A 13,377-nucleotide genomic window follows, 5' to 3' on the forward strand; every position below is an offset into this window, starting at 1 on the left:
TGTAGGGACCGGCATTCTCGTGAAAGCCGGCCCGGAACTTCTATTACTTAGCTTTCGAGCTTACGATTGCTTCAGTCACATGCTTAGGTGCTTCAGCATAGTGCTTGAATTCCATCGTGTAAGTCGCACGACCTTGGGTCGACGAACGCAACGACGTAGCGTAACCGAACATTTCCGACAGAGGTACTTCGGCCTTGATGATCTTGCCGCCACCGCCAGCAATTTCATCCATACCTTGCACCATGCCGCGACGCGACGACAGATCGCCCATCACGGTACCGGCGTAGTCTTCCGGCGTTTCCACTTCCACGGCCATCATCGGCTCCAGGATGACTGGCGATGCTTTGCGGCAGCCATCTTTGAATGCCATCGAAGCGGCCATGCGGAATGCATTTTCGTTCGAGTCAACATCATGGTACGAACCGAAGAACAGCGTGACTTTAACGTCAACGACCGGGTAGCCAGCCATCACGCCCGAAGTCAGCGTGTCGCGCACACCTTTTTCAACTGCAGGGATGTATTCGCGAGGAACGGTACCGCCCTTGATCGCGTCAACGAATTCGAAGCCCTTGCCCGGTTCTTGCGGTTCGATCTTCAGAACCACGTGACCGTATTGACCACGACCACCCGATTGCTTGACGAATTTGCCTTCCGACTCTTCGCACACTTTACGGATCGTTTCGCGGTAAGCCACTTGTGGCTTGCCGACGGTCGCTTCAACGTTGAATTCACGCTTCATACGATCGACGATGATGTCCAGATGCAACTCGCCCATACCGGCGATGATGGTCTGACCCGATTCTTCGTCGGTACGCACGCGGAACGATGGATCTTCTGCAGCCAGACGGTTCAGCGCCAGGCCCATTTTTTCCTGGTCGGCCTTGGTTTTTGGCTCGACTGCCTGCGAAATCACCGGCTCAGGGAAGACCATGCGCTCCAGAACGACGCTTGCCTTTTCGTCGCAAAGCGTATCGCCAGTGGTGGTGTCTTTCAGACCCACGACCGCAGCGATGTCGCCAGCGCGCATTTCCTTGATTTCTTCGCGTTCGTTCGCTTGCATCTGCACGATACGGCCGATACGCTCTTTCTTCTGCTTCACGGAGTTCAACACCGAGTCGCCCGAATTCAGGGTACCCGAGTAGCAACGGATGAAGCACAACTGACCCACGAACGGATCGGTTGCGATCTTGAACGCCAATGCCGAGAACTTCTCATTGTCGTCAGCTGCGCGCTCGACTGGCTGCTCGTCCTCGTCCAGACCTGGGACAGGTGGAATGTCGATTGGCGATGGCAGGTACTCAATGACCGCGTCCAACATTGCCTGTACGCCCTTGTTTTTAAAGGCGGTACCGCACAACATTGGAACGATTTCGCTGGCGATGGTACGCTGACGCAGGGCAGCCTTGATCTCGTCTTCCGACAGGTCGCCTTCTTCCAGGTACTTGTTCATCAGTTCTTCGGACGCTTCAGCAGCGGCCTCGACCATATTTTCGCGCCACTTGGCAGCTTCAGCCGCCAGGTTCGCTGGAATGTCGCCGTATTCAAACTTCATGCCTTGCGAAGCGTCGTCCCAGATGACCGCTTTCATCTTGACCAGATCGATAACACCGGTGAAGACGTCTTCAGCGCCGATAGGCATCTGAATAGGTACTGGGTTGGCTTTCAGACGCGAACGCATCTGATCGTAGACCTTGAAGAAGTTGGCGCCGGTACGGTCCATCTTGTTCACGAAGGCCAGACGTGGCACTTTGTATTTGTTAGCCTGACGCCATACCGTTTCCGATTGTGGCTGCACGCCGCCGACTGCACAGTAAACCATGCAAGCGCCATCCAACACGCGCATCGAACGCTCAACTTCAATGGTGAAGTCAACGTGGCCTGGGGTGTCGATGATGTTGATGTGGTGAGCTGGGAAGTTGTTTGCCATGCCTTTCCAGAAGCACGTAACAGCAGCCGAGGTAATCGTGATGCCGCGCTCTTGCTCCTGCGCCATCCAGTCGGTGGTAGCTGCGCCATCATGGACTTCGCCCAGCTTGTGGTTCACGCCGGTGTAGAACAGGACGCGCTCGGTAGTGGTCGTCTTACCTGCATCGATGTGAGCGGAGATACCGATATTACGATAGCGCTCAATGGGGGTCTTGCGGGCCATAATTAATCCTAAATGAATGGACAAAACCGAGCAGCATTTTTTTGCAAAAATGAGCCCGGCCTCGAACAACAGATGCTTGACAGCCGCCTTGCGGTAGCTGGCTTTATATTAGAAGCGGAAATGCGAGAACGCTTTGTTCGCTTCAGCCATACGATGGACTTCGTCGCGTTTTTTCATCGCGCCGCCGCGGCTTTCAGCCGCTTCCATCAGCTCACCGCCGAGGCGTTGTGGCATCGATTTTTCGCTGCGCTTGTTAGCAGCTTCACGCAACCAACGCATGGACAGAGCCATACGACGGACTGGGCGAACTTCGACCGGCACCTGGTAGTTTGCACCACCGACGCGACGGGATTTCACCTCAACCAATGGCTTGGCGTTGTTGATTGCGGTAGCAAAAACTTCGAGCGGATCTTTGCCCGATTTTGCTGCGATGTGCTCGAAAGCACCGTAGATGATGTTTTCTGCAACCGATTTTTTACCGGACAGCATCAGCACGTTTACAAATTTAGCGACATCAGTGTTGCCGAATTTTGGATCTGGCAAAATTTCGCGCTTGGGTACTTCACGACGACGTGGCATATCAATTCCTTTCAATCTTCAGTTGAGCGCGCGTTCTTCGCACACTCGCGGACGACCATCATAGTCCTCCACTTACTCGACCAGATGCGGTCGACTACATTCACTTAGCTAGTTGCCACTGAGCGAAACTTGGGTTTGCTGCGTACAACTTATTACTTCTTGCCTGCTTTAGCGCGCTTGGTACCGTACTTCGAACGCGATTGCTTACGGTCTTTAACGCCTTGGGTATCCAGGGCACCGCGAACCATGTGGTAACGCACACCCGGCAAATCCTTAACGCGACCGCCGCGCAGCAGCACAACACTATGCTCTTGCAGGTTATGGCCTTCACCGCCAATGTACGAAATGACTTCGAAACCATTGGTCAGACGAACTTTAGCGACTTTACGCAGAGCCGAGTTAGGCTTCTTTGGAGTCGTGGTGTAAACACGTGTGCAGACGCCACGCTTTTGCGGGCTGTTTTCCAGCGCCGGCGATTTGCTCTTCACGGTCAAAGCGACGCGTGGATTGCGAATCAATTGATTGATGGTTGGCATCGTTATAAATCCAACAAAAAAATACGATTAATAACCCGGGCAAGATGCCCGGCGACTAAAACCTCGTCCCGCTTCTATCTGCTGCGCACCGGAGGCACCCGCAGCCACTCGATAAGGAGCGGCCAAGAAATACCAAGTAACACGTAAACGATGTGCAGAATAAAATCGAGAACTCGCTAGTTTAGACCTTGTGTTACAGGGGGTCAATCAGTTTACGGCTTTTTGCTATAAAAAAAGGCAAAAAACGGCGCCGTTCGTGGCATTTTGGCTAATGATTTCCGTATTCTGCCGCATATCCCCGGCACGAAGAGATTGACTATTCGGCATTCTTTCCCTGCACCCAAGCATCTGACGAGGCCGCTCTTGTATGACCGCAAGATGACAAAAGGATTGATAATAGCGGACATTTTTTGCTGCCTTCCCTTATGCGCCCCTTGCTTCGCCCCGCCAACCTGTTCCTGCTCCTGAGCTATGCCTTGCTGACGGCCGTGCCCTTCATCCCGGTGCTGCTGGGCCGCCCGCTCGAGCATCCGTGGCAGATGCTCACGTTCGAGCTGCTCGCCTGGCTGGCCGTGTGGGGCGTGTTCAAGCGTCCCGCGTATTTCCACTGGCTGCTGCTGCCCGCCTTTCTCGCCCTGCCGACGGAAATCTACCTGTTCATCTTCTATGGCCAGGGCATTTCCACGCATCACCTGGGTATCATCGTCGAGACCAGTCCCAAGGAAGCGATGGAATTCCTCGGGCAAAAAGTGTGGCTGATGGGCGCCGTCATGCTGGGCGTGATCGCCTGGTGCGCCTTGAGCTGGTACGCGGCCACGCGCACGCGCGACCTCGACTGGCGCGGCAAGACGCGCCCGGTCGCCTGCCTGCTGCTGCTCGCGCTGGCCGCCTTCTGGGCCTATGGCCATGAATTCGGCTTCGACGCCAAGGTCCTGCACAGCGCCGCCGCGTCCGCCAAGGCCAGCCAGCCGGCGGCCAGCGGCAAGGCGGGCGCGTCCGGCTTCGGCGACGCCAGCGCCACGGACGACGAGACGGCCGAGGAAGACGAGGAAAGCAGCAAGCCCGAGAACGCCAGCATCGCCGGCGCCGACGAGACGGGACTGGGCTGGCCCAGCCTGCCCCACTGGGCACGCCTGCCCTACACCTTCGACACCATCAGCAATTCCTGGCCCTTCGGCCTGATGGCGCGCGGCCTCGATTTTTACAAGGAACGCAAATACCTGGCCGAACTGGGGCAGAAAAGCAGCAGCTTCCGCTTCGGCGCGCACCAGCAAAACCCCGATCCCCATCCGGAAGTGGTGGTGATGGTGATCGGCGAATCGTCGCGCTATGACCGCTGGAGCCTGAACGGCTACGAACGCGACACCAATCCCCTGCTGAAACAGGAAAGCAACCTGGTGCCGCTGGCCGACGTCATCACGGCCGTTTCCGCCACGCGCCTGTCCGTGCCCGTCATCATCTCGCGCAAGCCGGCCACGCAGAGCCTCAAGGACGGGTTTTCGGAAAAATCCTTCCTGACAGCCTACAAAGAAGCCGGCTTCAAGACCTACTGGCTGTCGAACCAGATCTCGTTCGGCCAGTTCGACACGCCCGTCTCCGTCTTTGCCAAGGAAGCGGACGTGGTGCAGTTCCTGAACCTGGGCGGCTTTACCAACAGCTCGAACTTCGACCAGATCCTGTTCGACCCGTTCAAAAATGCGCTGGCCGACCCAGCGCCGAAAAAGCTCATCGTGCTGCACACCCTGGGCAGCCACTGGAACTACAGCCAGCGCTATCCCAAGCAATTCGACAAATGGCAACCCTCGCTGTTCGGCGTCGACAAGCCCGTCTACACGGATACGGCCATCAAGCCACAGCTGAACAACAGCTACGACAGCTCCATCCTGTACACGGACTGGTTCCTGTCCAGCGTGATCGGCATGCTGAAGGACGATGGCCAGCGCACCGCCCTGCGCAGCTCCCTCGTCTACGTGGCCGACCATGGCCAGACCCTGTACGACGGCACTTGCCGCCTGGCCTTCCACGGGCATAACACGCAGTTCGAATTCCACGTGCCCGCCTTCGTCTGGTACTCGCCGCAATTCCAGCAGCATTATCCGGACAAGGTGACGCAGCTGCGGCGCCATCAAAAGGCGCGGCTGTCGACGGAAAACATGTTCCACACCCTGCTCGACCTCGGCGACATCCGCTTTGCCGGCGAACAGCCCGAATGGAGCATCGCCAGCCCCCGCTTCAAGCAGCACAAGCGCTATGTCGACAGCTACGGCTGGACCAATTACGACAACGCCATCATCCGCGGCGACTGCCGCGAAGTGATCGACAAGAGCACGCCGGAAAAGCAGGACAAGTAGAGCGCCCCCGGCACGCCGGCGCCGGCTGGGACTCGGCGCCGCATCAACGCCTGCCGACGGCTGCAGGCGGACAGGCCTGGACAGCGCGGACACGGCGGACAGCCGGACAGCGGGAATTTTTCCCTTGCAAATCAATAGCTTGAATCTGGCATGGAACGTGCATACAGGATGTGCATTGTCCACGAAACGTCCGCCATGATCCGCGATACCTCCTCCCAAGACGCCGTGCTGTCCGCCCCGCCTGGCCAGCGCCACAAGCAACGCGCCCTGCTGCTGGGCGGCGCCGTCCTCGTCATCGGCGCCGCCATCGCCGCCTTTTCCGGCTGGCGCGCCAGCGAGCATTCCGTCAATGCCAGCCGCCTGCGCATCGCCGACGTCACGCGCGGCACCCTGATCCGCGACGCCGCCGTCAGCGGCCGCGTCGTCGCCGCCATCAGCCCGACCCTGTACTCGACCACCGTGGCCACCGTCACCCTGAAGGCCAAGGCCGGCGACACGGTCAAAAAAGGCGACATCCTCGCCGTGCTGGAATCTCCGGACCTGTCGGACGCCCTGAAACGCGAGCAATCGAGCGTGCAGCAGCTGGAAGCGGAAGTGGCGCGCCAGCAGATCCTGGCCAAGAAACAGAAACTGCTGGCGCGGCGCGAAGCCGATACGGCCGAGATCGAACGCCTGTCCGCGCAGCGCACGCTGGAGCGCTATGAAAGCGTGGCGCAGGTGGGCATCATCGCCAAGATCGATTACCAGAAGGCCAAGGATGCGCTCAACTCGGCCGAGATCCGCAGCAAGCACGCCTCGCAGGCGGCCGGACTGGAAAGCGAGGACGTGACCCTGGCCCTGAAAACCAAGGCCAATGAACTGGAGCGCCAGCGCCTGAGCCGTGACAACGCCCAGCGCCGCGTCGATGAACTGACCGTGCGCGCGCCCGTCAACGGTTTCATCGGCACCCTGTCAGTGGCGAACCGCAGCGTGGTGCAGGCCAATACGGCACTGATGACCCTGGTCGACCTGTCGCAGCTGGAAGTCGAGCTGGAAGTACCGGAAACGTATGTGGCCGATATCGGCCTGGGCATGAGCGCGGAAATCGAGACGGGCGCCATCCGCGCCACCGGCAAGCTGTCGGCCCTGTCGCCCGAAGTGGTGAAGAACCAGGTGCTGGCGCGCGTGCGCTTCAATGGCGCCCAGCCGGCCGGCCTGCGCCAGAACCAGCGCGTTTCGGCACGCCTGCTGATCGACGAGCGGCCCAATGTGCTGATGCTGGCGCGCGGCTCCTTTGTCGAAGCCGAAGGCGGACGCTTTGCCTATGTCGTGCGCGACGGCGTCGCCATCCGCACACCGATCAAGCTGGGCGCCACCAGCGTCGCTTCCGTCGAAATTCTCGATGGCCTGAAGCTGGGCGACAAGGTGGTCGTCGCCGGCACGGAAAACTTCGCGAACGCGGCCCGCGTCTCGCTCAACTAACGCCATTCATCCAACCAGGAGCCCTCCATGCTGCGCATGCAAAACCTGAGCAAAGTCTACCGCACCCACATGATCGAAACGCACGCGCTGCGCGGCTTCGAAATCCACGTCCGCCAGGGCGAATTCGTCACCGTCACGGGGCCGTCCGGTTCCGGCAAGACGAGTTTCCTGAACATCGCCGGCCTGCTGGAAGAATTCACCGATGGCGAATACATCCTCGACGGCGTCAACGTGAAAGGCATGGACGACAATGCCCGTTCGCGCCTGCGCAATGAAAAGCTGGGCTTCATCTTCCAGGGCTTCAATCTGATCCCCGACCTGTCGCTGTTCGACAATGTCGACGTGCCGCTGCGCTACCGGGGCTTCAACAGCGCCGAACGCCGCGAACGCATCGAGGATGCGCTGGCCAAGGTGGGCCTGGCCTCGCGCATGAAGCATTATCCGGCCGAGCTGTCGGGCGGACAGCAGCAGCGCGTGGCCATCGCGCGCGCGCTGGCCGGTTCGCCGAAACTGCTGCTGGCCGATGAACCAACGGGCAACCTCGATACGCAGATGGCGCGCGGCGTGATGGAACTGCTCGAGGACATCAACGCGCAGGGCACCACCATCCTGATGGTGACGCACGATCCCGAACTGGCGCTGCGTTCGCAACGCAACGTGCACATCATCGACGGCCAGGTGTCGGACCTGGTGCAGCATGGCGCCACGCTGTCGGCCAAGCCGCAGCACGCGACCGCCTAGGAGCCGCCATGTTCCAATACTATTTCAAGCTGGGCCTGCGCAACCTGCGCCGCAATCCCGCCCTGACGGCGCTGATGGTGCTGACCCTGGCCGTCGGCGTGGCCGCCAGCGTGGCCACCGTCACCATCCTGCATGCGATGTCGGGCGATCCGCTGCCGCACAAGAGCGACCGCCTGTTCGTACCGATGATCGATGTGGTTCCCTTGAAAGGCTATACGCCGGGCACCAAACCCAGCTTCGGCCAGTCACAGCTCGCCTATACCGATGCGAAGAACTTCATGGCCAGCAAGATAGGCATCCGCCGCAGCGTCATGTACGGCGTGGCCGGTCCCGTGGAACCGGCACGCAGGGACCTCGGCGCCTTCCGGGCACAGGGCCTGGCCCCCACGCGCGACTTCTTTGCCATGTTTGAAGTGCCCTTCCTGTATGGCCAGCCATGGAGCGAGGCCGACGACGCCAGCGGCGCCGACGTCATCGTCCTGAGCCGCGCCCTGGCGGAAAAGCTGCTGGGCGCGGTCAATCCCGTGGGCCAGCGCGTGACGGTGCTGGGACGTCCCTATCTGGTCAGCGGCGTGCTCGCTCAGTGGGATCCCGTGCCGCGCGTGCACCGCATCATCGGCAGCAAGGGCGCCTTCGGCACGGAGGATGAATTCTTCATTCCCTTCGCCAGCGCCATCCGCCACGAAACGGGGCATGACGGCGGCATGGCCTGCAGCGGCGTCGAGCGCAGCCCCGGTTACCAGGGCATCCTGGCATCGGACTGCACCTGGCTGCAATTCTGGTTCGAGATGGACAGTGCCAGCGAGCGGGGCGACCTGCAAGCCTATCTCGACAGCTATGCGGCCGAGCAGCGCAAGCTGGGCCGCATGCCGCGCCACGCGCCCAACATGCTGTACGACGTCAGGCAGTGGCTCGATTTCCTCAACGTGGTCGACAACGACAACAAGCTGGCGGCCTGGCTGGCCTTCGGCTTCCTGCTGCTCTGCCTGGTCAACACCATCGGCCTGCTGCTGGCGAAGTTCTCCGTGCGGGCGGCGGAAGTCGGCATCCGCCGCGCACTGGGCGCCACGCGGCGCGACATCTTCCGCCAGTTCCTGATCGAGACGGGCGTCATCGGCCTGGCCGGCGGGGTACTGGGCCTGTTGCTGGCGTCTGCCGCCCTGGCCGTGGTGAGTTCGCAGTCGAAAGAGCTGGGCACCGTGGCGCACATGGATGTCCCGATGCTGCTGCTGACGTTTGCCGTTTCCGTACTGGCGGCCTTGCTCGCAGGGCTGTTGCCCACCTGGCGCGCCTGCCAGGTCACGCCGGCCATGCAGCTCAAATCCCAATGACACCCACCTTTTCACAATGAGGCCCCACATGGAAATCCGCCCCATCCTGTCGGCGCTGATGCGCAACAAGACCGGCGCCGTGCTCGTCGCGGTGCAAGTCGCCATCAGCCTGGCCATCCTGGCCAACGCCTTGTACATCGTCAACCTGCGCCAGGCCATCGCTGCCCGTCCCACCGGCGTGGCGGCCGAAAATGACATCTTCTATGTCAAAGTCCAGAGCATGGACAAAGGCAGCCCGCAGCGCCAGATAGCCGAGCAGAAGCGCCAGGCCGCGATACTGCGCGCCCTGCCGGGCGTGGCCTCCGTGGCGCAAACCACGCAGGCGGTGCTGTCGCGTTCCGGCAGCAGCACCAACGTCGCGGCCAAACGCGGACAAGCCGAGGCCAGCGCCAGCACCTCGATGTACGTCACGCCCGATTCGCTCGTCAAGACATATGGATTGAAGCTGGTGGAAGGGCGCGATTTCCATGCCGACGAGGTCCCGGAAATCAATGAAGACGTCGATCAAAGCTTCCCCAAGGTGGTGATCGTGACGCGCGCCGCGGCGCAGAAGATCTGGCCCGGCGAAACCAGCTTTGTCGGCAAACCCCTGTTCAACGGCACCGGCGACGGCGACGACGAAATGCGCGTGGTCGGTGTGGTGGAACGGCTGCAGACGCAGGTCGGCCAGGTCACCGCCCAGGGCGAATTTTCGATCATCCTGCCGGCCCGCCTGACGGGCGGACGCGATGCGGTGCTGTACGCCGTGCGCGCCGAGCCAGGCCAGCGCGACCGCCTGATGAAGGAGGCGGAACAAGCGATCCGCACGTCCAGCAGCGAGCGCCTGCTGGTGCGCACGGATACGCTGGAACAGCACCGCAAATCACGTTATCTGGCCGACCGGGGTTTGTCCTGGATGCTGATCGCCGTCAGCACCCTGCTGCTGCTGGTGACGGCCAGCGGCATCGTCGGCATCGCCAGCCTGTGGGTCACGCAGCGGCGCAAGCAGATCGGCGTGCGCCGCGCACTGGGGGCGCGCCGCATCGACATCCTGCGCTACTTCCTGACGGAGAACTTCATGATCACCAGCATCGGCGTGGCGGCCGGCGTGGTGCTGGCCCTGGCGCTGAATCACCTGCTGGTCAGCCAGCTGGAAATGGCGCGCCTGCCGCTGCCCTACCTGCTGGCCGGCGCCAGCGTGTTCTGGCTGCTGGGCCTGGGCGCCGTGTATGGCCCGGCCTGGCGCGCGGCCAGCATTTCCCCGGCCACGGCCACGCGCAGTACATGATGATTTGTCCCTGCCCTGGCCGTCATGACAATGTTATGCTGCACGCATGCCTACCGTACTGATTATTGACGACAATGCCGCCGTGGCCATCGCGCTCGACGTGCTGTTCTCGCTGCACGAGATCGATGCCCTGCGCGCCGCCTCGCCCGAAGAGGGCCTGGAGATGCTGGCGCGGCACCCCATCGACCTGGTGGTGCAGGACATGAACTTCACGGCCGACACCACCTCGGGCGAGGAAGGCTGCGCGCTGTTCCACGCCATCCGCGCGCGCCACCCCGACCTGCCCGTGATCCTGCTGACGGCCTGGACGCAGCTCGATGCGGCCGTCGACCTGATCAAGTCCGGCGCGGCCGACTACCTGGCCAAGCCGTGGGACGACCGGCGCCTGATCGCCAGCGTGCAAAACCTGCTGGAGCTGGGGCAGGCGAACCGCGCGCTGCGCCTGCGCGTGCTGCGGGAACAGCGCCAGCGCCACGAGCTGGAAAGCGGTTTCGATTTGCGCGGCATGGTCTGGCAAGACGCGGCCACGGAGCGGGTCGTGCACCTGGCGTGCCAGGTGGCGCGCGCCGACGTGCCCGTGCTCATTTCCGGCCCCAACGGCAGCGGCAAGGAGCGCATCGCCGCCATCGTGCAAGCCAATTCGCACGTGGCCGACGGCCCCTTCGTCGTGCTCAATTGCGGCGCCGTGCCGGTGGACCTGATCGAGGCCGAGCTGTTCGGCGCCGAGGCGGGCGCCTATACGGGCGCCACCCGCGCGCGCGACGGCAAGTTCGATGCGGCCGACGGCGGCACCCTGTTTCTCGACGAGATAGGCAACTTGCCGCTGGCCGGGCAAATGAAGCTGCTGCGCGTGCTGGAAACGGGCCGCTTCGAGCGGCTCGGTTCGAACCGCGAACGCCAGGTCAAGGTGCGGGTCATCAGCGCCAGCAATGCCGACCTGCCGGCCATGATACGCGCCGGCACCTTCCGCGAAGACCTGTTCTATCGCCTCAACGTGATCGAGCTGCGCCTGCCGCCGCTGGCCCAGCGCCCGGCCGACATCCTGGTCCTGGCGCGGCATTTCCTGGGCCCCGACAAGAGCCTCGATGCGCAGGCCCAGGCCACCCTGCTGGCGCACGGCTGGCCCGGCAATGTCCGCGAACTGAAGAATGTCATGCAGCGCGCCAGCCTGCTGACGGCCGGCCCCCTGATCCAGGCGCAGGAACTGGGCCTGCCGCCGGCCTCCTTGCCATCGCTGCGCGCCGCGCAGGATACGGCCGCCACGGAACCGGACCGCGACAGCGTCGTCGCTGCGCTGGCCCGCGCGCAGGGCGTGGTGGCGCAGGCGGCGCAGGAGCTGGGCCTGTCGCGCCAGGCGCTGTACCGGCGCATGGAACGCCTGGGCATCGCGCGCGCCTGATGCCGCCATCCCAGCCCATGCCGAAGCGTCCGGCCACGCTGCGCCTTTCGCTGCTGACGCGCTGGACGGCGCTGATCGGCACCCTGCTGACGGTGGGCGTCGGCCTCGCCCTGCTGCTCGCGCATTTTTTCCCGCAGCAGCCGTGGCTGGTGCTGGGACTGTCCCTGTCATGCGTGCTGCCGCTCGCCGTGATCACCATCCGCGCGCAGCTGCAGGCGATGCTGTCGCTGTTCCGCGCCTTGAGCGGCACGGTCGCCAGCTACCAGGACGGCGACTTCGCCTTCAGCCTGCGCTGGCCGCAAAACGATGAACTGGCCGACCTGGTGGCGGCCCACAATGCCCTGGGCGACGTGCTGCGCAAGCAGCGCCTGGACCTGGTGCAGCGCGAACTGCTGCTCGACACCATGGTGCAAAACACGCCGGTGGCCATGCTGCTGGTGGCCGAGGGCAGCGCCATCGTCTACGCCAACCTGGCCGCGCGCCAGCTGCTGCACCAGGGCCGCCGGCTGGAAGGCCAGCATTTGGCCGACATCGTGCGGCAGGCGGCGCCGGCCCTGGCCGAGGCGCTGGCGCGCGCCAGCGATGGCCTGTTTACCAGCGGCGAGGGAGAACAGGAAGAGGTGTTCCACCTGGCGCGGCGCAGCTTCAGCTTGAACGGGCGCAAGCACGAACTGCTGCTGCTGCGCCAGCTCACCCTGGAACTGCGCCGCCAGGAAGTGCAGACCTGGAAGAAAGTCATCCGCGTCATCAGCCATGAATTGAACAACTCGCTGGCGCCACTGGCCTCGCTGGCCCATTCCGGTGCCGAGCTGGTACGCCGCGGGCAGACCGAGCGCCTGCCGCAAATCCTCGCCACGATCGAGGAGCGCACGCGCCACCTGGAAACCTTCATACTCGGCTACGCGCGCTTCGCCAAGCTGCCCACGCCGCGCCTTGCCCGTTGCGAATGGCAGCCGTTTCTCGACAGCCTGGCGTCGCAGATCGCCTTCACGCTCGACTGTCCGCCGCCCGCGCAGGCAGCCGTCTTCGATGCGGCGCAAATGCAGCAAGCACTGCTGAACCTGCTCAAGAATGCGCTCGAGTCGGGTTCCAGGGCGCAGCACATCGGCTTGCACGTGAGCCAGGCGCAAGGACAATTGCGCATCGAGGTGCGCGACCGCGGGCCCGGCATGAGCGGCGCCGTGCTGGAAAACGCGCTGGTGCCGTTTTACTCCACCAAGCGCAGCGGCACGGGACTCGGCCTGGCGCTGGCGCGAGAAATTGCCGAAGCGCATGGTGGTCGCATCGCCCTCGCCAACCGCGAAGGCGGCGGCCTCGCCGTCACCATGACACTGCCATTGCTTGAGGCAAATTAAATTCCAATGCAACAATTTATTGGCCACAAAAAATACATGTCTTTTCTGTGTAATATCAACAATTAGTGTTTTAAATTTTACAATTGAAAACGGTTTACGCCCGTGCAGTAGCAATTAGCTATTTAAGCAGGCTCGGTCATAAAAAAATAGCTCATTGACAATGAAAAGTGTTGGCGATAATTTATCAACGCGGTACGGTTTTTTGAAA

The 13,377-nt window shown here is 62.2% G+C and carries 10 protein-coding genes; 7 read left to right on the forward strand and 3 right to left on the reverse strand.

All coding sequences use genetic code 11. From position 1 onward, the window contains the following. Positions 1–43 precede the first annotated feature (43 nt). The 3 genes from fusA to rpsL all read right to left on the reverse strand — a co-directional run bounded on the left by fusA (position 44) and on the right by rpsL (position 3,264). Positions 44–2,149, reverse strand: coding sequence for an elongation factor G (fusA, locus tag O0880_RS17020; RefSeq protein ID WP_071325671.1), 2,106 nt, complete (start codon positions 2,147–2,149; stop codon positions 44–46). 108 nt (positions 2,150–2,257) lie between these two features. Continuing rightward, positions 2,258–2,728 carry a 30S ribosomal protein S7 gene (gene rpsG, locus O0880_RS17025; RefSeq protein ID WP_010394377.1) on the reverse strand — a complete coding sequence of 157 codons (471 nt, stop codon included), beginning with the start codon at positions 2,726–2,728 and terminating at the stop codon, positions 2,258–2,260. Between the two features lie 152 nt (positions 2,729–2,880). Further along, complete coding sequence (gene rpsL / locus O0880_RS17030) at positions 2,881–3,264, reverse strand: 30S ribosomal protein S12 (RefSeq protein WP_010394376.1); 384 nt, start codon at positions 3,262–3,264, stop codon at positions 2,881–2,883. A gap of 425 nt (positions 3,265–3,689) precedes the next feature. Here rpsL and O0880_RS17035 point away from each other — a divergent pair, with 425 nt between their 5' ends. The 7 genes from O0880_RS17035 (at position 3,690) to O0880_RS17065 (ending at position 13,169) form a co-directional block, all read left to right on the forward strand. Continuing rightward, the gene (locus O0880_RS17035; RefSeq protein ID WP_289887702.1) at positions 3,690–5,615 is read left to right on the forward strand and encodes a phosphoethanolamine transferase; all 1,926 of its coding nucleotides are present in this window, start codon (positions 3,690–3,692) and stop codon (positions 5,613–5,615) included. Positions 5,616–5,810: 195 nt separating this feature from the next. Next, positions 5,811–7,076 (forward strand): efflux RND transporter periplasmic adaptor subunit, encoded by a 1,266-nt coding sequence (locus tag O0880_RS17040; RefSeq protein WP_289887703.1) that lies wholly within the window; start codon positions 5,811–5,813, stop codon positions 7,074–7,076. Between the two features lie 27 nt (positions 7,077–7,103). Beyond that, positions 7,104–7,817 (forward strand): ABC transporter ATP-binding protein, encoded by a 714-nt coding sequence (locus O0880_RS17045; RefSeq protein ID WP_071325673.1) that lies wholly within the window; start codon positions 7,104–7,106, stop codon positions 7,815–7,817. Between the two features lie 8 nt (positions 7,818–7,825). Beyond that, positions 7,826–9,148, forward strand: a complete 1,323-nt coding sequence (locus tag O0880_RS17050; protein WP_289887705.1) for an ABC transporter permease — start codon at positions 7,826–7,828, stop codon at positions 9,146–9,148. Positions 9,149–9,176: 28 nt separating this feature from the next. Further along, positions 9,177–10,415: an FtsX-like permease family protein gene (locus tag O0880_RS17055; RefSeq protein WP_289887706.1), complete on the forward strand. Its 1,239-nt coding sequence runs from the start codon at positions 9,177–9,179 to the stop codon at positions 10,413–10,415. A gap of 46 nt (positions 10,416–10,461) precedes the next feature. Beyond that, on the forward strand, positions 10,462–11,814 hold the full coding sequence (locus O0880_RS17060; RefSeq protein ID WP_289887707.1) for a sigma-54 dependent transcriptional regulator: 1,353 nt from the start codon (positions 10,462–10,464) through the stop codon (positions 11,812–11,814). Beyond that, entirely contained in the window at positions 11,814–13,169 is a 1,356-nt protein-coding gene (locus tag O0880_RS17065; protein ID WP_289887708.1) for a PAS domain-containing sensor histidine kinase, read from the forward strand. Before O0880_RS17060 ends, O0880_RS17065 begins: the two co-directional genes overlap by 1 nt. The last annotated feature ends 208 nt before the right edge of the window (positions 13,170–13,377 follow it).

The organism is Janthinobacterium sp. SUN118 (genome assembly GCF_030397695.1).
GTDB lineage: Bacteria > Pseudomonadota > Gammaproteobacteria > Burkholderiales > Burkholderiaceae_D > Janthinobacterium.

Bases quoted from the DNA above. Each gene is read 5' to 3' on its own strand.
- O0880_RS17065 (WP_289887708.1), top strand. From the start codon at position 11,814: ATGCCGCCATCCCAGCCCATGCCGAAGCGTCCGGCCACGCTGCGCCTT.
- rpsL (WP_010394376.1), bottom strand. From the start codon at position 3,264: ATGCCAACCATCAATCAATTGATTCGCAATCCACGCGTCGCTTTGACC.
- O0880_RS17035 (WP_289887702.1), top strand. From the start codon at position 3,690: ATGCGCCCCTTGCTTCGCCCCGCCAACCTGTTCCTGCTCCTGAGCTAT.
- fusA (WP_071325671.1), bottom strand. From the start codon at position 2,149: ATGGCCCGCAAGACCCCCATTGAGCGCTATCGTAATATCGGTATCTCC.
- O0880_RS17060 (WP_289887707.1), top strand. From the start codon at position 10,462: ATGCCTACCGTACTGATTATTGACGACAATGCCGCCGTGGCCATCGCG.
- rpsG (WP_010394377.1), bottom strand. From the start codon at position 2,728: ATGCCACGTCGTCGTGAAGTACCCAAGCGCGAAATTTTGCCAGATCCA.
- O0880_RS17040 (WP_289887703.1), top strand. From the start codon at position 5,811: ATGATCCGCGATACCTCCTCCCAAGACGCCGTGCTGTCCGCCCCGCCT.
- O0880_RS17050 (WP_289887705.1), top strand. From the start codon at position 7,826: ATGTTCCAATACTATTTCAAGCTGGGCCTGCGCAACCTGCGCCGCAAT.
- O0880_RS17055 (WP_289887706.1), top strand. From the start codon at position 9,177: ATGGAAATCCGCCCCATCCTGTCGGCGCTGATGCGCAACAAGACCGGC.
- O0880_RS17045 (WP_071325673.1), top strand. From the start codon at position 7,104: ATGCTGCGCATGCAAAACCTGAGCAAAGTCTACCGCACCCACATGATC.